General features: G+C 59.1%; 15 protein-coding genes. 3 read left to right on the top strand and 12 right to left on the bottom strand.

The window, feature by feature from the left end; translation table 11 throughout:
- Positions 1–8: 8 nt before the first annotated feature.
- Together PSEUDOMOFG3G_RS13000 and PSEUDOMOFG3G_RS12995 are read right to left on the bottom strand one after the other, a co-directional pair.
- Positions 9–947, bottom strand: a complete 939-nt coding sequence (locus PSEUDOMOFG3G_RS13000; protein WP_139050188.1) for a branched-chain amino acid ABC transporter permease — start codon at positions 945–947, stop codon at positions 9–11.
- 148 nt (positions 948–1,095) lie between these two features.
- Positions 1,096–2,244 (bottom strand): branched-chain amino acid ABC transporter substrate-binding protein, encoded by a 1,149-nt coding sequence (locus tag PSEUDOMOFG3G_RS12995; protein WP_139050187.1) that lies wholly within the window; start codon positions 2,242–2,244, stop codon positions 1,096–1,098.
- A 442-nt stretch (positions 2,245–2,686) separates the two neighbouring features.
- Here PSEUDOMOFG3G_RS12995 and PSEUDOMOFG3G_RS12990 point away from each other — a divergent pair, with 442 nt between their 5' ends.
- On the top strand, positions 2,687–3,412 hold the full coding sequence (locus PSEUDOMOFG3G_RS12990) for a FadR/GntR family transcriptional regulator (protein ID WP_139050186.1): 726 nt from the start codon (positions 2,687–2,689) through the stop codon (positions 3,410–3,412).
- Positions 3,413–3,436: 24 nt separating this feature from the next.
- Here PSEUDOMOFG3G_RS12990 and gabD read toward each other — a convergent pair whose 3' ends face one another.
- The 9 genes from gabD to PSEUDOMOFG3G_RS12945 form a co-directional block, all read right to left on the bottom strand.
- Positions 3,437–4,888 carry an NADP-dependent succinate-semialdehyde dehydrogenase gene (gabD, locus tag PSEUDOMOFG3G_RS12985; RefSeq protein ID WP_139050185.1) on the bottom strand — a complete coding sequence of 484 codons (1,452 nt, stop codon included), beginning with the start codon at positions 4,886–4,888 and terminating at the stop codon, positions 3,437–3,439.
- A gap of 69 nt (positions 4,889–4,957) precedes the next feature.
- A complete protein-coding gene (locus PSEUDOMOFG3G_RS12980; RefSeq protein WP_139050184.1) occupies positions 4,958–6,646 on the bottom strand; it encodes a thiamine pyrophosphate-binding protein in 1,689 nt (562 codons plus the stop codon).
- A 25-nt stretch (positions 6,647–6,671) separates the two neighbouring features.
- On the bottom strand, positions 6,672–7,868 hold the full coding sequence (locus PSEUDOMOFG3G_RS12975; RefSeq protein ID WP_139050183.1) for an FAD-binding oxidoreductase: 1,197 nt from the start codon (positions 7,866–7,868) through the stop codon (positions 6,672–6,674).
- A gap of 32 nt (positions 7,869–7,900) precedes the next feature.
- Positions 7,901–8,713 carry an NAD(P)-dependent oxidoreductase gene (locus PSEUDOMOFG3G_RS12970; RefSeq protein ID WP_139050182.1) on the bottom strand — a complete coding sequence of 271 codons (813 nt, stop codon included), beginning with the start codon at positions 8,711–8,713 and terminating at the stop codon, positions 7,901–7,903.
- 36 nt (positions 8,714–8,749) lie between these two features.
- A complete protein-coding gene (locus tag PSEUDOMOFG3G_RS12965; RefSeq protein ID WP_139050181.1) occupies positions 8,750–9,952 on the bottom strand; it encodes a pyridoxal phosphate-dependent aminotransferase in 1,203 nt (400 codons plus the stop codon).
- Positions 9,952–11,619, bottom strand: coding sequence for a hydantoinase B/oxoprolinase family protein (locus tag PSEUDOMOFG3G_RS12960; protein ID WP_139050180.1), 1,668 nt, complete (start codon positions 11,617–11,619; stop codon positions 9,952–9,954). Before PSEUDOMOFG3G_RS12960 ends, PSEUDOMOFG3G_RS12965 begins: the two co-directional genes overlap by 1 nt.
- Before the next feature lie 30 nt (positions 11,620–11,649).
- A complete protein-coding gene (locus PSEUDOMOFG3G_RS12955) occupies positions 11,650–13,725 on the bottom strand; it encodes a hydantoinase/oxoprolinase family protein (protein WP_139050179.1) in 2,076 nt (691 codons plus the stop codon).
- A gap of 168 nt (positions 13,726–13,893) precedes the next feature.
- On the bottom strand, positions 13,894–14,652 hold the full coding sequence (locus PSEUDOMOFG3G_RS12950; RefSeq protein ID WP_139050178.1) for an SDR family oxidoreductase: 759 nt from the start codon (positions 14,650–14,652) through the stop codon (positions 13,894–13,896).
- Positions 14,645–15,394, bottom strand: coding sequence for an SDR family NAD(P)-dependent oxidoreductase (locus PSEUDOMOFG3G_RS12945; protein ID WP_139050177.1), 750 nt, complete (start codon positions 15,392–15,394; stop codon positions 14,645–14,647). Before PSEUDOMOFG3G_RS12945 ends, PSEUDOMOFG3G_RS12950 begins: the two co-directional genes overlap by 8 nt.
- Before the next feature lie 115 nt (positions 15,395–15,509).
- On the opposite strand from PSEUDOMOFG3G_RS12945, the gene PSEUDOMOFG3G_RS12940 reads away from it, so the two are divergent.
- The gene (locus PSEUDOMOFG3G_RS12940) at positions 15,510–16,133 is read left to right on the top strand and encodes a TetR/AcrR family transcriptional regulator (RefSeq protein ID WP_139050176.1); all 624 of its coding nucleotides are present in this window, start codon (positions 15,510–15,512) and stop codon (positions 16,131–16,133) included.
- 6 nt (positions 16,134–16,139) lie between these two features.
- Positions 16,140–17,363: a DUF3422 domain-containing protein gene (locus tag PSEUDOMOFG3G_RS12935; RefSeq protein ID WP_139050175.1), complete on the top strand. Its 1,224-nt coding sequence runs from the start codon at positions 16,140–16,142 to the stop codon at positions 17,361–17,363.
- A gap of 281 nt (positions 17,364–17,644) precedes the next feature.
- Here PSEUDOMOFG3G_RS12935 and PSEUDOMOFG3G_RS12930 read toward each other — a convergent pair whose 3' ends face one another.
- Complete coding sequence (locus PSEUDOMOFG3G_RS12930; protein ID WP_139050174.1) at positions 17,645–18,163, bottom strand: cyclic nucleotide-binding domain-containing protein; 519 nt, start codon at positions 18,161–18,163, stop codon at positions 17,645–17,647.
- Positions 18,164–18,853 lie beyond the last annotated feature (690 nt).

Below are 18,853 nucleotides of genomic sequence, written 5' to 3'. Positions count from 1 at the left end.
GAAGCCTCCTATGCGCGGTCGGCCTGGCGCTCGCCCATCAGGCCATTAGGCCGGAACAGCAAGACCATGATGAGTACCATGAAGGCAAAGATGTCCTGGTAGTTCGCCCCCAGAAATCCTCCCGTGACCTGGCCGGTATAACCTGCGGCAAGCGACTCGATCAGACCCAACAGGATGCCTCCCGCCATGGCGCCGAAGAGATTGCCGATGCCGCCCAGCACCGCCGCCGAAAAAGCTTTCAGTCCCAGCAGTAATCCCATGTAGGCGTCGGCCTGACCGTAGTTGACCGCACGCATGACACCGGCCACTGCACCCAGGGATGCGCCGATGACGAAGGTGGCGGAGATCACCCGGTTGATGTTGATGCCCATCAGGCCGGCGACCTCCTGATTCTGTGCCGTGGCCCGCATGGCCTTGCCCAGACGGGTCTTGTCCACCAGTACCCAGAGGGCAAACATGATGACGACCGAGATGATCATGATGCTCATCTGGACGTTGGTGATGGTGGCGCCGAACACTTCAACAGGTCGGGTTTCAACGACCTCGGGAAAGGTCTTGTAACCCCTGCCCCAGATCATCATCGCCAGGTTTTGTAGAAAGATGGAAATACCGATCGCCAGAATCAGTGGTGTCAAACGCGGGGCTTTACGTAACGGTCGGTAGGCGAATTTCTCCATACCTTGTGCCATCAGCATGCAGACCGCGGCCGCAATCATGATCGCGAACATGAGCGTCAGCACGCCGGGTGCAAATCCAAACCCTGCCAGCATGGTCAGCACCGAAATCGTCACCATGGCACCGACCATGACCACTTCGCCGTGGGCAAAGTTGATCAGGCCAATGATGCCGTAAACCATGGTGTAACCCAGTGCCACAAGGGCGTAGATACTGCCGAGCACCAGACCATTGAGGATCTGCTGCAACAAGATACTAAGATTGGCGTCCACTTGGTGAATCCTCAAAGCTGCTTTGTATTCACCAGCGATAGCTCGTGAGAGCAACGCGGTGACATTCGTGGCAGATCAGAAAAAAATCTTCTTGTTGTTGTCGCGGGCCGTGGCGGCCCGCTTATCGTTCTGGGTATTGCAGGGATGCTTATTCGCGCTCGACAGCCAGGGTTTTCCATTTGCCATCTTCAAACTGGAAAATCGTCGCTGCCGCATTTTTCAGGTTGCCGGACTCGTCGAACGCGATGGTTCCGGTGACACCGTCATAGCTGGAGCTTTTCAGCACTGGCAGGTAAACGGCAGGATCATCCGATTGCGCTTTGACCATTGCGTTGATCGCAGCCCAAGTGGCGTCGTAGGCAGCCGGCGATGACTGCACCACGCCCATGCCGTATTTATCCTTGAGTTTCTGCTCGAATGCGGCGCCCTTCGGCATGTCCTGCAAAGGCATGCCGTAGTTCCAGGCGTACGCACCTTCCGCCGCACTGCCGGCCATTTTCTTGAACTCGTCGTTCGGCAGGTTGCCGATGTTCATGAACTTGGCCTTGATACCGAGGTTTTTCATCTGCTTGGCCATCGGTGCGGCCTGGTAATCCAGTGCTGCAAAGAACACCGCGTCCACCTGCTGCGCCTTGGCGGTGGTCAGGATGGCGTTGAAGTCGGTGGCTTTGTCGTTGGTGTAATCACGCACCACGACATTGCCGCCAGCGGCTTTGACCGCCTTGTTCACTTCGTCGGCCAGGCCCTGACCATAAGCCGTGCGGTCATCAAAGATCGCAATGCGTTTAGCGCCAAGTTTGTTGACCAGGTAGTTACCGGCATAACGACCCAGGGTCGCATCGTCGTTGACCACACGGAAAACGGACTTGATGCCCTGCCGGGTCAGCGCCGGATTGGTGGCCGATGGCGAGATTTGCGGGATGCCGGCATCGCCGTAGATTTTTGAAGCAGGAATACTGGTGCCAGAGTTGTAGTGACCGATCACCACGGCCACCTTGGCATCCACCAGTCGCTGGGCCACTGCCGTGCCGGTGCGCGGATCGGCTACGTCGTCCTCGGAGACCAGCTTGAATTCGGCGACCTTGTCACCAATTTTCAGTTTTTGCTGGTTCGCCTCTTCGATGGCAATGCTTACGCCATGCTCGACATCCAGGCCCTGGTGGCCGGAAGGCCCAGTCAAGGGTCCGGCGAAGCCGATCCGAACCTGTTCGGTGTCCGCCGCAGTGGCGATCCCGACATTCAGCGCTGACGCCATGGCCGCAGCGAGTGCGGTGAGGATCAGGTTGTGTTTACGCATATACCCCTCCCAGAAATCATCGGACAAACGAATTGAGCACGTTGGCGTGCAAGTCTTCTTTTCCATATCCGGAGCCCTGTCACGGCACCCAGACCTTTTCGGGACACTCTCACTGCATTGACAGTCACCAGCGGCGACCGCACTTGTAAGATAACAGTCAGCAGGCAACTGTCAATTGGTATATGCTAGGCGTCAGCGAAATTGAGAAAGAAGAATTTTTGCGGCGAGGTAAAATGCGCAAATCCGAGGCATGTCTCCTAGCAAAATGGGACGATCGCACCATCTGAGGTCAGTTGTTTGATAACCTATGGGAAGCGCTCAACTGGCCGTAACATCGGCTTACTAGTGGTATAAACAGAGACTTTGCATTCGTTTGACGAGGTCCATTCACTGTTCAACCTTCATCTTCCGTGATGAGCATTCAGTTTCAGGAGCAACATAAATGGACGCGACGACTGGTACGCGCAGGGGCAATCTGGCCGAGACGGTTATCCGTGAATTGTCCAATCGTATCGATACAGGCATCTACGGTCCGGGCGAAAAACTGCCCTCCGAGCAGGCCTTGTGCAAAGAGTTCAATGTCAGCCGACCGGTGATTCGAGAAGCTGTCGCTTCGCTTCGACTGGGTGGACGCCTGATCGCACGGCAAGGCGTGGGCGTGTTTGTCGTCGAGCAGGACGTCAAGCGCATCGGTTACGCGCTCAGCACCGCGGTCGATGACGTGCGTGCCGCCGCGCAGGTGCTGGAGCTTCGTCTGGGCATTGAAACCGAATCCGTTGCCCGTGCCGCCGAACGCCGCAGCCCGACCAGCATGGCCGACATTACCCAGGCCTTCGATCGCTTCAATGCACTGGACGGCACCGACCTTGAAGAAGAAGCCAAGGCCGATTTTGAGTTTCACCTGGCCATTGCCCGGGCAACCAACAACCCTCACTTCACTCAACTACTGGAGGCATTGGGGCCGGACATCATTTTCGATCTGCACCTCAAGCACGGGCAATCCACCGGCAAAAGCCGGCAAGCGCACATCAAGAAAATCGGCCGCGAACATGGCGCGATTCTTTCGGCGATCACCATGGGCGATATTAACGGCGCCCGCAGCGCACTGCGCAAGCACCTGGAAGAAAGCCTCTCGCGTTATCAGCGCCTGGTACAGAGCGGAGAGTGATCTCCGCCCTGCTGTTTCACCCCGTCAGCCAAGCCCCAGGCACAGATATTTGATCTCGACGTAATCTTCGATACCGTAGCGCGATCCTTCGCGGCCCAGGCCCGAAGATTTGACGCCGCCGAAGGGCGCGACCTCGGTTGCCAGTACCCCGACGTTGACCCCCACCATGCCGTACTCCAGCGCCTCCGACACACGCCACACACGCCCAAGATCACGGGCATAGACGTAGCAGGCCAAGCCGAACTCCGTGGCGTTGGCTAGAGCGATCACTTCGCTCTCGCTGCTGAAGCGGAACAACGGCGCCACCGGCCCGAAAATCTCCTCCTGCGCCACCCGCATATCGGCCGTAACGTCGGCCAGCAAGGTCGGCTCGTAGAACGCGCCACCCAAGGCGTGCCGCTTGCCTCCCGCCACTACCCGGGCCCCGGCTTCACGGGCCTCTGTCACCATGGATTCAACACCGGCCAGTGCCTTGATGTCGATCATCGGACCGACCTCAATGCCGGCTTGAGTGCCCTCACCCACTGCCAGGGCTTTGATACGGGCAGCAAATTTTTCGACGAAACGATCGTAGATGCCGTCCTGGATATAGAACCGGTTGGCGCATACGCAGGTTTGCCCGGCGTTGCGGAACTTGGCGATCAGCGCGCCCTCAACTGCCGCGTCAAGATCCGCGTCGTCAAACACAATGAACGGCGCATTGCCGCCCAGTTCCATGGTGACTTTTTTCACCGTCGCAGCGCATTGCTCGAGCAGTTTGATGCCAATCGGCGTGGACCCGGTGAACGACAGTTTGCGCACGATCGGGCTGGACGTCAGCTCGCCGCCAATCGCCCCTGAATCACCGGTCACGACACTCAACACACCACGAGGAATGCCGGCACGCTCAGCCAGCACACACAGCGCCAGCGCACTGAACGGCGTTTGCGAAGCCGGTTTCAGCACAAGCGTACAGCCCGCCGCCAAGGCAGGCGCAGCCTTGCGAGTGATCATCGCCGCCGGGAAATTCCACGGGGTAATCGCAGCACAGACGCCTATAGGCTCCTTGGTCACGATCAGGCGCCGATCAGCATGGGGCGACGGAATCACATCGCCATAGAGACGTTTGCCCTCCTCCGCGTACCACTCCACATAAGCGGCGGCGAAGGCAATTTCACCCCGCGCTTCGGTCAGGGGCTTGCCTTGCTCGGCGGTCATGATCTGCGCCAGGTCTTGCTGATGCGCCATGATTTCGCGAAACCAGGCTTGCAGTCGCGATGCTCGCTCCTTGGCGGTGAGCGCGCGCCAGGCGGGCAGCGCAGCCTGTGCCGCTTCGATTGCGCGACGGGTTTCGTTGGCGCCCATGCGCGGCACACGCCCGATCAATTCACCGGTGGCCGGGTTGGTCACCTCGATGGTTTGACCGTTGTCAGCCGCTACCCAGTGACCATCGATGTAGCAAAACTCACGCAGCAGTTCAGGATCGGCAAGTCTCATGATGAGGTGCTCGTATAAATTGAGGGCAAAAAAAAGGCGGGACGATCAATCCGTCCCGCCCGAGGTTAATTAGCGCGAAGCGAGGGCTTTTTCGCGTATCTGGCTCAAGGTCATTCGCGGGGTCAGTGCTTCCGGATCGACCTGGATCTCGATCAACGCCGGCTTCTGCGAAGCAACACAGCGCTCGAAGGCCTCGGCGAACTGCTCGGTCGCCACGACGGTTTCGGCATGGAAACCGTAAGAACGGGCCAGCATCGCGAAGTCCGGGTTATGCAACTCCGTCCCGGAGACGCGACCAGGGTAAGTGCGCTCCTGGTGCATGCGGATGGTGCCGTACATGCCGTTATTCACCACGATCACCACCAGCCGTGCGTCATAGTTGGCAGCCGTAGCCAGCTCCTGGCCATTCATGAGGAAACAGCCGTCACCGGCGAACGCCACCACCATGCGCTCGGGCGCCGTGATCTTGGCCGCCACTGCCGCCGGTACGCCGTAGCCCATCGAGCCGTTGGTAGGACCCAGCAGCGTACGGAACGTCCGGTGTTGATAGCCGCGGTGTACCCAGCCGGTGTAGTTCCCCGCACCGCAGGTGATGATGCTGTCATGGGGCAAACGATCATTGAGCCAGGCGATGACCTTGCTCATCTGCACCGGCCCCGGCGACGCTGGGCAATCGAAGTTTGCGCGGTAGCCACGGTTGAGTTGCGCGGTCCAGTCAGCCAGCCCTTGCGGATTGACCACCGGCAATTCAGCCACCTGAGCGGCAAAGGTTTTCATCCCGGCATTGATCGCCAGGGTCGGCTGATACACCCGCCCCAACTCCTCGATGCCCGCATGCACATGTACCAGCTTCTGCTTCGGCACCGGAATGTTAACCAGCGAGTAGCCGCCAGTGGTCATCTCGCCCAGACGTGCGCCAAACACCAGCAACAGATCCGAATTTTTTACCGCCTCGACCAATTCGGGGCCGGCCGCCAGACCCAGGTCACCGGCGTAGTTGGGCAGCGTATTGTTGAACAGATCCTGGCAGCGGAACGATGCCGCCACCGGCAGGTTCTGCTTCTCGATGAAGGTACGGACATCGCACACCGCTTCCGCGCTCCAGCCTCCGCCACCGAGCACCACCAACGGACGCTGTGCCTGACCGATCAGGCATTGCAGCTGCTCAAGCGCAGCTGGCGAGGCGGCAGGCTCGATGACTTGCGCCGGGCCGGCATCAATGACGTCCACCAGATCTGTCAGCATGTCTTCTGGCAGCGCCACGACCACCGGCCCCGGCCGACCATTGGTAGCGCGGTGGAAGGCCTGGCTGAGCAGTTCCGGCAGGCGTGCGGCGTCGTCAACCTCTACGACCCATTTGGCCATCTGACCGAACATTCGGCGATAGTCGATCTCTTGAAAAGCCTCACGCTCGACCTGATCACGGGCCACCTGGCCGATGAACAGAATCATTGGCGTGGAATCCTGAAACGCAGTGTGCACGCCTACTGAAGCGTTGGTTGCACCAGGGCCACGCGTCACGAAACAGATGCCCGGCTTGCCCGTCAGCTTGCCGTAGGCCTCCGCCATGTACGCCGCCCCACCCTCCTGACGGCAGACGATTAGCTCGATGTCGTCCTTGGCATCATGCAGTGCATCGAGCACCGCCAGATAGCTTTCACCAGGCACACAGAAGGCACGATCGACGCCATTGATACGCAATGCATCGACCAGTACTTGACCGCCCGTGCGGGTTGCCGTGGAATTGTTGTTAGTCATCGGTGTTCTCCATCAGGCCACGCAGTCAGATGACCGAGTCTTCCAAAAAGGGGCGGTTTTCAACCACGCGCTCGTAAGACAGCGCATTCAGGTCCAGGCTGCGGTATTCGCCGTAAGTGATCAGTTCGCTCAAGCCGCGACCGATAGCGGGCGCCTGCTGCAGGCCGTGTCCGCTGAAGCCATTGCAAAAGAGGAAGTTGCGCACTTCGTTGTGCGGACCGACGATTGCGTTGTGGTCCAGCACACAGAAGTCGTAGTGACCGGCCCAGGAGTTGACCACTTTGATCGCCTCGAACGCAGGCACCCGCTCGGCGAGAATCGGCCAGACTTCTTCCTCGAATTCGTCGTGCAACACGTCGAAGTCATCGAAGGCCACTTCCGGATCGACCTTGGGATAGGTCCCGCCCAGGTACAGATGACCTTCGGGGCGGAAGAAGACACCAGTCGGATCGATCGTCAGCGGCACCACGCCTTCCAGCGGCGTGTGACAGTCGAAGACGAACAGCGAGCGCCGACGCGGCTCGACCGGGATCTGCAAGCCGGCCATCCGTGCTACCGATGGCCCGCGAGTGCCAGCAGTGTTGACGATGTAGTCACAACTGATGCGATCGCCATTGGCCAGGGTCACGCCGGTGACCAGGTCGCCTTTGCGCAGGACCTCGACCACTTCGTTCTCGATGTATTCCACGCCCAGCGAACGCGCCTTCTTGCGAAAGCCATTCATGATCCCGTAGTTGTCGAACCAGCCCTCGTCCTTCTCGCCATAAGTGCCACCCGCCAGATTGTCGGGATTCACCCAGGGGAAGCGCCGGACCAGCGCCTCGGTGTCCATCAGCGTGACGTCGGCACCGTTATCCAGCTGGGTCTGGTGCAGACGCTTGAGCACCTCGAAACCCTTCTGGTCGGCCAGGAACAGATAGCCGTTTTCCTTGAAGTTCAGGTCCGGCTTGTCGCCACCCACTTCCATCAGGTCCCCGAAGTCGCGGATGAATTGCGCGCCAAAACGGGAAATCTGGATGTTGATTGGGTTGGAAAACTGCACCCGGATCGAACTGCTGGATAGGGCAGTGGCCGATTGCGCGTAAGTCCAGTCACGCTCGACCACAAGCACGGAGCCTGTGAAGTCCGGGTTGTTGGCCAGAAAGTAAGCCGTCGCACTGCCATTCACGGCGCCGCCGACAATAACGACATCGTAGTGTTGCTTTGTAGCTGTCGAAGCCATGGTTCGGACCTCTGAAAATTCGATGAGAGACGTTATTTCGGATCTTCGAAATGACCGGCGCCGGCAAAGTTGCCGCCGTGGTAGCGAGCAGCGGGTTCATTCGGATCCAGTGGCGGGAATTTCGCCTCGATTTTCTCGCGATAGGTTTCGGCGCTGTCCTTGGGCACGTAACCGATCGAGGACGCCGTGCGGTTATCCCACAGCGACTCGCGGTTGGCGGACATGCCGTAAACGATCATGTGCGCGACACGCGGCGCGGTCAGCGAACGCTCCACCAGTTGCGCGAAGTCGGCGAACGACAGCCAGGTCGCCAGCATGCGGCGATCCAGAGGCTCCTCGAAGGAAGAACCGATGCGCAGGTTCACCGACTCGACACCGAACTTGTCCCAGTAGTAACGCCCCAGGTCTTCTGCAAAGCATTTGCTCACGCCGTACAGGCTGTCCGGGCGATGCGGGACCGTGGAGTCGATGGTTTCGGTACGGTCATAGAAGCCGATGGCATGGTTGGAGCTGGTGTAGATCACCCGCTTCACACCGTGCTGACGCGCGGCTTCGTAGATGTTGTAAGTGCCGACGATATTGCCGTTGAGAATCGAGGCGAAGGTGTTCTCCAACGGGATACCGCCGGCATGGACGATCGCATCGACCCCCTCGGCCAGTGGCAGCACATCGGCCAGATTACCCAGGTCGCAGCGCACCAATTCCTCATGGGGTGCCGCAGTGCCCATGTCGGCGATATCGGTCAGGCGCAGTTCATCGGCGAAGGCGCGCAGATGTTCACGCAGCACCTTGCCCAGGCGGCCGGCAGCACCGGTAATCAACAGTCGTTTGAATGGCTTGCTCATCAGAAAAATCTCTACTCAATCAGGTTATTGCTACGCTCAGACAAGCAAGGCCAGCGCATCGCGCATCTGCTCGATGGCCTGCTCCAGCTGCTGACGCGAGGTCGCGAAAGACAAACGAATATAGGGTTCCAGACCGAATGCAGAACCGGGCACGGTCGCCACCTTGCCGACACGCAGCAGGTAGTTGGAGAGATCGGTGTCGGTTTCGATCACCTCGCCCTCCGGCGTGCGCTTGCCAATGAACGCGCCACATTTGGGGAAGGCATAGAACGCCCCTTCAGGCATCTGCAATTCCAGTCCTTCAATGGCCGCCAGACCTTCGACAACCATGGCACCGCGGGCCTGATACTCGCGATTGGCCTCACGGACGAAATCCTGCGGGCCGCTCAAGGCAGCGGCTGCTGCCAACTGCGAGATGGCCGAGGGACAAGTCGTGGTTTGCGACTGGGTCTTGTTCATCGCCACGATCAGTTCCTTGGGACCTGCGGCATACCCCAGGCGATAGCCCGTCATCGCATAGGCCTTGGACACGCCATTGATCAGCAGCGTGCGTTCGCGCAACTGAGGGCAGGCGGTCACGAACGGCACAAAGGGCTTGTCACCGAGGATGATGTGCTCGTAGATCTCATCGGAGATCACCAGAATCCGCGGGTGCTTCTTCAATACCTCGCCCAGTGCGGCGAACTCCTCACGGGAATAAATCGCACCACAAGGGTTGTTCGGCGAATTGAGCATCAGCCAGCGCGTCTTCGGCGTAATGGCCGCTTCCAACCGGGCGGCGTCGAGCTTGAAGCCATACTCGGAGCCGCAGGGAATGACCTTGGGCACACCACCATTGAGCAGCGCCATGTCGGTGTAGGACACCCAATAAGGGGCCGGCGTGATGACCTCGTCGCCTGGCTCGAGGGTGGCCAGGAAAGCGTTGAACAGCAGCTGCTTGGCACCGTTGGCGACGCAGATTTCATCCAGGCCGTAGTTCAGGTCGTTTTCACGGGCGAACTTGTCGACGATGGCCTGGCGCAGCACTTCGTAACCGTTGGGCGCTGTGTAGTGGTTATTGCCCGCCAGCATCGCCTGATGCGCCGCTTCGATCACGTGGGCCGGCGTATTGAAATCCGGCTCGCCCAGGCTGAGATTGATCACCGGCTCGCCCTGGGCGAGCATTTTCTTGGCCAGGACCGACACCGCCATGCTGGGCGAACTCTTGACTGTCCTGACTCGCGAACTTTGAAATTCCATCACTTGATCCCCTGCCCGGCTTCATAGCCATAATCGTCACGCGCCTGCTCGGCGCTGATGTAGCCAAAGCGCAGATCGCGCTCGACGTCTTCCCGCGGACGCTGACGCGGATCGCCATAACCGCCTCCGCCCGGAAGACTCAGAATCAGCCGACGCTCGGCGGGCACGAACTGCTGGCCTTTGCCGCGCAGCAAGGTGCCGTCGTCCAGACCGGCATAACCCTTGGCGCCCTCCTTGCCGCCTTCCAGGCCACGGGCCGGATAGTGCACGCGGTCAAACATGGCGCTGAAGCGGAACGAATAACCCTCGGCAGCCGAGACTTCGATCTCCTGCCCCAGGCCGCCGCGCAACTGACCGGCACCACCCGAACCATTACGCAGCTCTTTGCGCCAGACAATCACCGGCCCGGCATGCTCGGTCGCTTCGACCGGCATGGTGTGCACACCGCTCGGGAACGCCGTGGCACTCAAGCCATCCTTCGCCGCTCGTGCGCCCATGCCACCGCTGTTGAACATCAGCATTTCGGCATTGCGTCCATCGGGGTTGCTTTCCAGAGGGCGAACGCTCAGGTGCAGGTTCCACAGTGCACTGGCCCCCTCGGCCGGTACCTGGCCGTGGAGGCACTTGTGTAGCGCACCGAGCACCAGATCGGGTACGAAGTGCCCCAGCACGTGACGCACCGATACCGGCGCCGGATGCTTGGCGTTGAGAATGCAGCCTTCGGGTGCCACAACATCGAACGGCGCCAGCGACGCTGAGTTGTTCGGAATCTCGGGCGCGACGATGCACTTGAGACCGTAGCAGGCGTAAGCCTTGGCATAGCCCAGCGGCACGTTGATACCGAACTGGCTCATGCCGGAAGTACCGTTGAAGTCCGTGAGGATGCCGTCCGGTCCGACCGTCAGGGTTACCGACAGCGTCACCGGAACGTCGTAGCCGTCCAGGGTCATGCTGTTCTGGTAGGTGCCGTGGGGCAGCGACTTGAAGCACTCCAGGGTCGCACGGCGACTGTGCTCCAGAATGAAGCCACCGATGTGCTCCAGGTCTTCCAGGCGGAACTCTTCAAGCATGCTCAGCAGGCGCTTGTGGCCGGTCTCGTTGCAGGCCGACAGCGCGTAGAAGTCACCGACCACTCGATCGTTCTCACGCACGTTGTTGCGCAGGATGTTGATCAGGTCACGATTGACCTTGCCACGCTCGAACAGCTTCATGATCGGAATGAACAGGCCTTCTTCGTAGACCTCACGGGCGTCGGGACCAAAACCGCGACCGCCGATATCGACGACGTGGGCGGTACTGGCGAAATAGCCGATCAGCTTGCCCTTGTAGAACGAGGGCGAAACGATGGTGATGTCGTGCAGGTGACCGGTGCCCTTCCAGGGGTCGTTGGTCACATAGACATCGCCTTCGAAGATGTTGTCCTGGCCGATGTCATTGATGAAATGCACCACTGCCTCGGCCATGGTATTGACGTGTCCAGGCGTACCGGTGACCGCCTGGGCAAGCATGTTGCCGGCACGGTCGAAGACCCCGGCCGACAAGTCGCCGGCTTCGCGCACACTGGTGGAGAACGCAGTGCGAATAAGGGTCAGTGCCTGTTCTTCAACCACCGAAATCAGGCGATTCCACATCACCTGCATTTGAATATCGATCAAGGTATCGCTCATGGTAAAAATCGCCTTCTATGCAAGTGAGGCTTAGCGCCGGACAACCAGCAGGCAGCCGTCAGGCTGAACGGTGGCGGTAAAGGAGGACGACACGAAAGTCGAGGTTTCGCGCTCGGCGATGATGGCCGGACCATCAACTCGAGCACCCGGCTGCAGCTCTTCGCGCTGGAAGATGCCGGCATCGACGAAACCACCGCTGACAACGTCGAAGACCTCGCGACGCGACACCTCATGGGCCCGGTGCGACGCACTGATCTGCTGAATCGGCTGCACCGGCAACAGCGGTGAACTGGCCTTGACCGACCAGCTGACAATCTCGACATCAGGCCCTTCGATCGGACGACCGAAGAACTGGGTGTAGGCCGCTTCAAACAAAGCTTTGAACTGTGCGGTGTCACTGTTGCTGAAAGGCTTGAACGGCAGTGCCACGGGAATTTCCCAACCCTGGCCGACATAGCGCATGAACGCGGTGCACTCCAGCTCGGGTTCGCCTTCAGGCATGCCCTGACGCAGGAAGCCGATGGACTCGGCCTTCATATCGTCGATCAAGGCATTGACCTGGGTTGCATCGAATACCGAGAGGCGCACAAAGGCACTGCGCACTGCTTCGTAGCCGAACGGAGCGCGCAGGAAGCCGATGGCCGAGCCGACACCGGCGCCCGCCGGCACCAGGAAGCGCGACACACCCATTTTTTCGCACAAGCGCGCGGCGTGCAGTGGGCCACCGCCACCAAAGGTGATCATGGTGTACTCGGCGATGTCCTTGCCGCTTTCGACCGCATGCACGCGGCCGGCGTTGGCCATGTTTTCATCGACCACTTCACAGACACCGTAGGCCGCGGTGACCGCCTCCATGTTCAGCGGCGCACCGATGACTCGTGCGGTGGCCGAAGCGGCGTTATCGATGGACAGGCGCATGGCGCCGCCGGCGAAGTTGTCGGGATCGAGGCGCCCCAGCAACAGGTTGGCATCGGTGATGGTCGGCTCCAGACCGCCACGACCGTAACAGGCAGGGCCCGGCTCGGAACCGGCACTGTGCGGACCCACGCGAATCTGGCGCATGCTGTCGATACTGGCGATGGAGCCACCGCCGGCACCGATTTCCACCATCTCCACCACCGGGATCGAGATTGGCATGCCACTGCCCTTCTTGAAGCGATAGGTACGCGCCACTTCAAAGGTCTTGGCGGTTTTCGGCACCTGGTTTTCGATCAGGCAAATCTTCGCCGTGGTGCCACCCATGTCGAAGGACACCACCGAATCCAGCGAGTATTTGCGTGCGATGTCGGCGGCGAAAATTGCACCACCGGCGGGGCCGGATTCGACCAGGCGCACGGGAAATTCCGCGGCACTCTGCACCGAGATGATCCCGCCACCGGAGTGAATCATGAACACCGGGCAGTCGGCGCCAGACTGCTTGAGTGTCACCACCAGGCGATCGAGGTAAGACTTGATCAGCGGCTTGACGTAGGCGTTGGCGCACACGGTGTTGAAGCGTTCGAACTCACGCATCTGCGGCGAGACTTCGCTGGAGATCGAGACCGACACCTTCGGTAGGCGGCGTTGCAAAGCGTCGCGCAGCAGGCGTTCGTGGGCACCATTGACGTAGCTGTGAATCAGGCCGACCGCGATGCTCTCGTAATTGCCCTCGGCCACTCGCTCAACCAGTGCATCGATATCAGCCGGCGCCGGGGCGATCAGCACATCTCCGTGTACATCCAAGCGCTCACGCAGGGTGTAGCGGTGCTCACGTTCAATCAGTGGCGGCGGCAGGGTGATATTGATGTCGTACTGTTCGAAGCGGTTTTCGGTGCGCATTTCCAGCGTGTCGCGAAAACCTTCGGTGGTAATAAATGCAGTCCTGGCGCCACGGCGCTCAATCAGCGCGTTGGTGGCCAGTGTGGTGCCGTGGATCAGTTGATCAATGTCGGACAGCTTCAGGCCGGCTGCATCGATGACACTTTTCACACCGGTGAGAATGGCGCGCTCTGGCAGCTCATAGTCGGTAAGAATTTTGGTTGAATGCAATACCCCGCCTACATCCAGCGCGATATCGGTAAAGGTCCCACCTATGTCCACGCCGACCCGGCATGAAGTCGCAGTCATCGTCGTATCCCCTGAAATTCCCGGTTTCATGACAAGAGGCAATCAAGCCTGCATGAAATGTAAGTTATATGTTGTCTTACAGGCAGTCAAGCATTGTGACTCGGTACTTTGCTTGTTCAGACCTCTGTGAAACGGTCGGCCGGGATCGATGAAGTCCCGGCCTTTTCATCAACCCTTGGTCTTGACCATGCGCGCCCCGCCCACCGCTTGAGCGGTCGGGAAAACTTCCAGGCGCGATACGTCCACTGCCTGCGGCAGGCTCAACGCTGACAGCAGCAAGGTCGCGATATCTTCTGGCATGATCGACTCATAGCCTTCGTACAATTCGGCACCTGCGGCCTGCATGCCCATGGCGTTTTTGTACAGCTGCGTCTGGACTCTGCCGGGTGCGATTTCCGTCACCCTCACCCCACTGCCAAGCAAATCGCAGCGCAAGGCGTCGCAGAACAAACTGATGCCGGCCTTGGACGCGCCATACACTGCAGCCCCGGGATGTGGCGCCCGACCGGCACTCGACCCGATATAGAACAGATGACCATGACCACGCTCGATCATTCCCGGCAGCGCCTTGCGCGTCAGGTGCAAAGGCGCTTTCAGGTTGATATCGAGCATGTTGTCGATTTCCGCCGGGTCCATCTCCTGGAAGGACGAACGCGTCGACAGCACCCCGGCGTTGTTGACTAGCACATCCACCGGGTAGCGTTCGAGAACCTCCGTGAAAGCCTCGACCTGGCGCACATCCGCCTCTACCACGGTCACGCCCGGTTCCGCGCGCAATTCGGCCAGCGCTTCAGGACTGCGACCGACCGCAATCACCTGCATGCCTGCATCGCGTAACGCCAGCACCACGGCCTTGCCGATGCCGCTGGTGGCACCGGTGACCAGGGCCCGACGGTAAATCGCCGGCACCGACACTGAATCAGGCATAGATGTAGCCTCCGCTGACGATCACGTTTTCACCCGTAGCGTAGCTGTTGCGGCTGCTGCCCAGCATGACGATCCATTCGGCAATTTCCACAGGCTCGGCAGCGCGCCCCAGCGGGTTGGCGGCAGCCAGTTCGCCAAGGAAACCCAGTTGTTTGGCACGCTCGGTGGCAAAGCCGGCAGGAGCGACCGAGTTGACCAGGATCTGGTCCTTGGCGCAGGCCTGGGCAAAGGATTTGGTCAGGCTGACCACCGCGGCCTTGGTCGCGGCGTAGTGAGCGTTTTGCGGATGGGCCTTGAAAGCATCGACCGAGGTGACATTGACGATACGACCGGTGACAGCAGGCGCCGCCACGTAGGCCTGCATGTGTTTAACCGCCGCCACCATCATGTGATAGGTGCCTTTGATGTTGACGGCGTTTTCCAGATCCCACTCTTCGTCGGTGATCTCGAAAATGTCCTTGCGCGGGTAGATCGCGGCGCTGTTGACCAGACAATCCACACGGCCCAGCGCATCGACGATCTGCTGGAAAGCACCATGGGCAGACGCCTGCCGGGAGATATCCCCCGCTGCCGTCGCTACTTCGCAACCCTCGGCACGCAGCATCTCTGCCGCGGCAGCCATCAACTGCTCATTTCTATCGATAATGCCGATTTTGGCTGCGCCACGCTTGCGCATCAGCTTGGCCGTTTCCAGCCCCAAACCCGAAGCGCCACCGACGATTACGACCGTTTGCCCATCCATAAAACACCTCCGCGATTAGTCTTTACGTAAGATGCCTGTTGTCTTACATTTGGTCAAACCGATTTTGTCCGACAATGCTCGGCAAGCCTCCAGAACAAGCACACAGGACAGCACCATGCCTGCGGCCACCGTCTCTTCGAAACTCGTACCCAATAGCGCCCGCGATCGCCTGCTTGATGTGGCACTGGAGCTCTTTGCGACGCGCGGCTACCAGGCCATCGGCCTGCGGGATCTGGCCAGTCAGCTGGGGCTGCATGCCGGCTCGTTGTACAACCATATCGAGAACAAACAGTGCCTGTTGTTCGAGCTGATCGAAGGCGCAGTCTCCGACCTGCTCGCCGATACCAAGCGACGCATGCGCGGCGCCAGGACGCACCGCGACCGCCTTCAACGCTTCGTGCATGCCTTCGTGGTTTTCAACCTGGCCGAGAAGCACCGGCTTCTGCTGGTCACCCGAGAGTTCGTCAACCTGACCGATGAGCAACAACGGGAAATCAACCAGCTCAAGAGCAACTACGCCGCCCTGCTGAGCACCATCATTTCCGCTGAATGTGACGAAACCGGCCGTAACGCCATCAGTGACCGTACAGGTCTGATCACAGAAGCCGTGATCGGTATGCTCTATGGTCAGTCCCTCTGGCAACGCATGGATGTCCCAGAACAAAAACTCACGGATATCCTGACCCACTTTGTCCTGGGCATTATCACCAGCGGCAAGGATTCAGCGCTCAAGGCATAGCCCACCATGCACCCGCTACGACATACGCTTCACAACGAACTGCACGCCCGCCCTTCCCTGTACTTCAGCGAGCCGGCCCATGTGTTTCACCTGGCCATCCTGGGCAGTGACAGCGAACGGCAGGCACTGCTTGATAGTTTCTACAGCGAACCGGTTGCCGATGACATGCCCCAGGGCATCATCAAGCTAGATGGGCACTCGCTGAAATGGGAGCGGCACGCGGAGTTCTTCACCCTCACCTACGTCGTGCCCACCTGCGCGGAAAACCCGAACTGGATTGCCTTGCCTGAGGCCCTCGCGGCCAAGATCAGCCCTTACGCCCAACTGCTGATCAATCGCGTGCAAATTGTGGTACGCAACAAGCAATCCTGGAACGGTGATCACGCGGAGTACGGATTCAAGGACCCTTGCGGTTCTTCCATCGGCGGCGGCGATGCGGCGGCTTGGAGCGATTTCAGGCTTGGCGAAGACGGCGAAAACCGGTTTCTGTTCATCAACAATCACCTGAACGCCTACCGCCAGGGGCGCATGATTCGTCGGCTGCTCGAGATCGAAACCTATCGCATGATGGCCTCGCTCTCGCTGCCAGCGGCCAAGCAGCTGAGTTCGCAGCTCAATGTTTTCGATAAAAAACTGGCCGAGCTGTCGGAGCGAAATGCAGCTCCCGATTCGAGTAATGCAAAGGAGCTGCTGACAGAAATTGCAGCCCTGTCGGCGAAGGTCGTCAGCCTCTCAGCCAAGCACCGTCACCGTTTCAGCGCCACTCAAGCCTACGCGCAACTGGTCTTCGAGCGTATGGCAGAGCTGCGGGAGAATCACGCAGGTGATTGCCAGCGCATGGGCATCTTCATCGAGCGGCGCTTCAAGCCGACGGTAAGGTACTGCGCCGTGACGGAACAGCGGCTCGACGTACTGGCCAAGAGCGTGGCCAATCTGGGTGAACTCCTGCAGGCTCGCGTTCAGGTGGAAATGGAAGAACAGAACGCCGAAATCCTGAAAAGCCTTAATGCCCGAGCCGATGCGCAGATCAAGATCCAGCGGGCGGTCGAAGGCCTCTCCATCATCGCCATCACCTACTACGTGCTGAGCCTGTTCAAATTGCTGTACTCGGGCATCCACGTGCTTGGAGTGGACGTGTCGCAGAGAACGGCAGTGATGGTCATGACGCCTATCGCAGCAATGGTATTGCTGAAGGTTTTGATGCGGATTAAAGCCGTGAAACATCAGTGACGTAATTTCCGCCTTCAATTCACACGAGGCGACTAACGTGGATGATGCTTGCGCGCTTGAGAGACTGTGTAAGTCGCAAGCATTCCTGATGAGGAAAATCTCGACCTGTTGGAATGCCTTCTCAATTTGAAGAACATGCCGCCCCTTACCCGCTATGAGTAGACCACGGACTTCATGGCCGCTACCTATGGTCACCTGATCCGCGAGACCGGCGTCAACCTGTAGACTCCAGGCCTTGGTGTGATCAACCTGGTTACCGCTATTTGCGGCAACAGCCGGTTCTACTGCTTCGGACTAATGGTCGAGATCATGTACAGCTTTTTATCCAGTTCCACAATCTTGTCGGCCATTCTAATAATGGTACGGGCCATTCCTCGGGTGAGGTTGAGCAGCAGCAAGCCAAAAGCATCAGGCTCCTGTTCATGAAGCACAAAGAACTGTTCGATACTGACCTCGAGGATGACTGCATCTTCCTCAGCAATTGCTGTCGCAGTACGGTTGTTCAAGCTGATCATATGTACGAAGCCTAAATCATCACCAGGTTCGTGGTGACGCGAGAGCACCATGGATCCATCTTGTCCAGGGACAAAATTGTTAATGCTGCCTCGAATGACGATATAAAAGAAGCCTGTGCGCTCACCAAGTGTATAAAGTATCTCGCCGCGTTCGAGCTGCAGCACACGGCCCGCGATGAGCATATTCAGCAACACAGCATCTTGCATGGCACCGAAAGTCGACAGCTCACGAAAGTATGCGGGGCCCAGCTCCCGCCAAAGCTCCCGTGCGTCAATCTGTTGCATCTGCCGCGTGCCTCCTTTTGTTATCGCAGTCTTTCAGTATAGTAAAAGCTTCACGTTTCACTGCGACAGTCCAGGTTAGACCTTAGCAATGCGGACCATACCGATCGACCCTAATAAAAAGGGTTTTGCTTTTTTATCCAAGCGTGTCGAATGCCAGACTGAATGAAGACCGCATTACCTCTTGTGCCCTGTCTGAAGGTGACACATAGGCGAACGGCTGCCGTGGTCCAGATATGCGAAAACGCATGCGCCGGACCGGTAGACGCAGTACCTTCGCCTACAGCCAATGCTAAATGGCGGAAAAGGCAGCATGGCTAGCTTACCCGGGGCTGACATGCATTGAAGGTGGGCTACCGTTGCTGCAGCGTGGCTCCGCTCGTAGGATCTGGCGCCCTCCCATCGATCACCTGATCAGCGGCGATTCTAACCTGCGCCAGCTCTCGGGATGCGATCTGCCGAGCACTACTTAGCAAGGGATAGTTCGGATCGCTCCTGTTCCAGCAACTGAATTGGTACGCCTTCTGGCACACGCCCGCGTAGCCCTCCCCCACCACGATTTTTCTTTTCCATCGAACACACGGTTGCGGATCGTCCAGGCGACGGCGACTTTACCGGCTGGCAATTCGCCGCGGGCCTCGCCCCAGATTGTGCGGGCAAAGATGTCGCGGTTTTCTCGGTGATGGTCATCAC

Origin of the sequence: Pseudomonas sp. FG-3G, assembly GCF_901007645.1 — a bacterium.
In the GTDB taxonomy this organism is placed as follows: Bacteria; Pseudomonadota; Gammaproteobacteria; order Pseudomonadales; family Pseudomonadaceae; genus Aquipseudomonas; species Aquipseudomonas rhizophila.
This window is presented reverse-complemented; position numbering and strand designations above follow the sequence as displayed.

Excerpts from the sequence above, each read along its gene's own strand:
- PSEUDOMOFG3G_RS12965 (WP_139050181.1), bottom strand. The coding sequence starts at position 9,952 with ATGGAATTTCAAAGTTCGCGAGTCAGGACAGTCAAGAGTTCGCCCAGC.
- PSEUDOMOFG3G_RS12995 (WP_139050187.1), bottom strand. The coding sequence starts at position 2,244 with ATGCGTAAACACAACCTGATCCTCACCGCACTCGCTGCGGCCATGGCG.
- PSEUDOMOFG3G_RS12940 (WP_139050176.1), top strand. The coding sequence starts at position 15,510 with ATGCCTGCGGCCACCGTCTCTTCGAAACTCGTACCCAATAGCGCCCGC.
- PSEUDOMOFG3G_RS12975 (WP_139050183.1), bottom strand. The coding sequence starts at position 7,868 with ATGGCTTCGACAGCTACAAAGCAACACTACGATGTCGTTATTGTCGGC.
- PSEUDOMOFG3G_RS12930 (WP_139050174.1), bottom strand. The coding sequence starts at position 18,163 with ATGCAACAGATTGACGCACGGGAGCTTTGGCGGGAGCTGGGCCCCGCA.
- PSEUDOMOFG3G_RS12980 (WP_139050184.1), bottom strand. The coding sequence starts at position 6,646 with ATGACTAACAACAATTCCACGGCAACCCGCACGGGCGGTCAAGTACTG.
- PSEUDOMOFG3G_RS12935 (WP_139050175.1), top strand. The coding sequence starts at position 16,140 with ATGCACCCGCTACGACATACGCTTCACAACGAACTGCACGCCCGCCCT.
- PSEUDOMOFG3G_RS12990 (WP_139050186.1), top strand. The coding sequence starts at position 2,687 with ATGGACGCGACGACTGGTACGCGCAGGGGCAATCTGGCCGAGACGGTT.
- PSEUDOMOFG3G_RS12950 (WP_139050178.1), bottom strand. The coding sequence starts at position 14,652 with ATGCCTGATTCAGTGTCGGTGCCGGCGATTTACCGTCGGGCCCTGGTC.
- gabD (WP_139050185.1), bottom strand. The coding sequence starts at position 4,888 with ATGAGACTTGCCGATCCTGAACTGCTGCGTGAGTTTTGCTACATCGAT.
- PSEUDOMOFG3G_RS12945 (WP_139050177.1), bottom strand. The coding sequence starts at position 15,394 with ATGGATGGGCAAACGGTCGTAATCGTCGGTGGCGCTTCGGGTTTGGGG.
- PSEUDOMOFG3G_RS12955 (WP_139050179.1), bottom strand. The coding sequence starts at position 13,725 with ATGACTGCGACTTCATGCCGGGTCGGCGTGGACATAGGTGGGACCTTT.
- PSEUDOMOFG3G_RS12970 (WP_139050182.1), bottom strand. The coding sequence starts at position 8,713 with ATGAGCAAGCCATTCAAACGACTGTTGATTACCGGTGCTGCCGGCCGC.
- PSEUDOMOFG3G_RS12960 (WP_139050180.1), bottom strand. The coding sequence starts at position 11,619 with ATGAGCGATACCTTGATCGATATTCAAATGCAGGTGATGTGGAATCGC.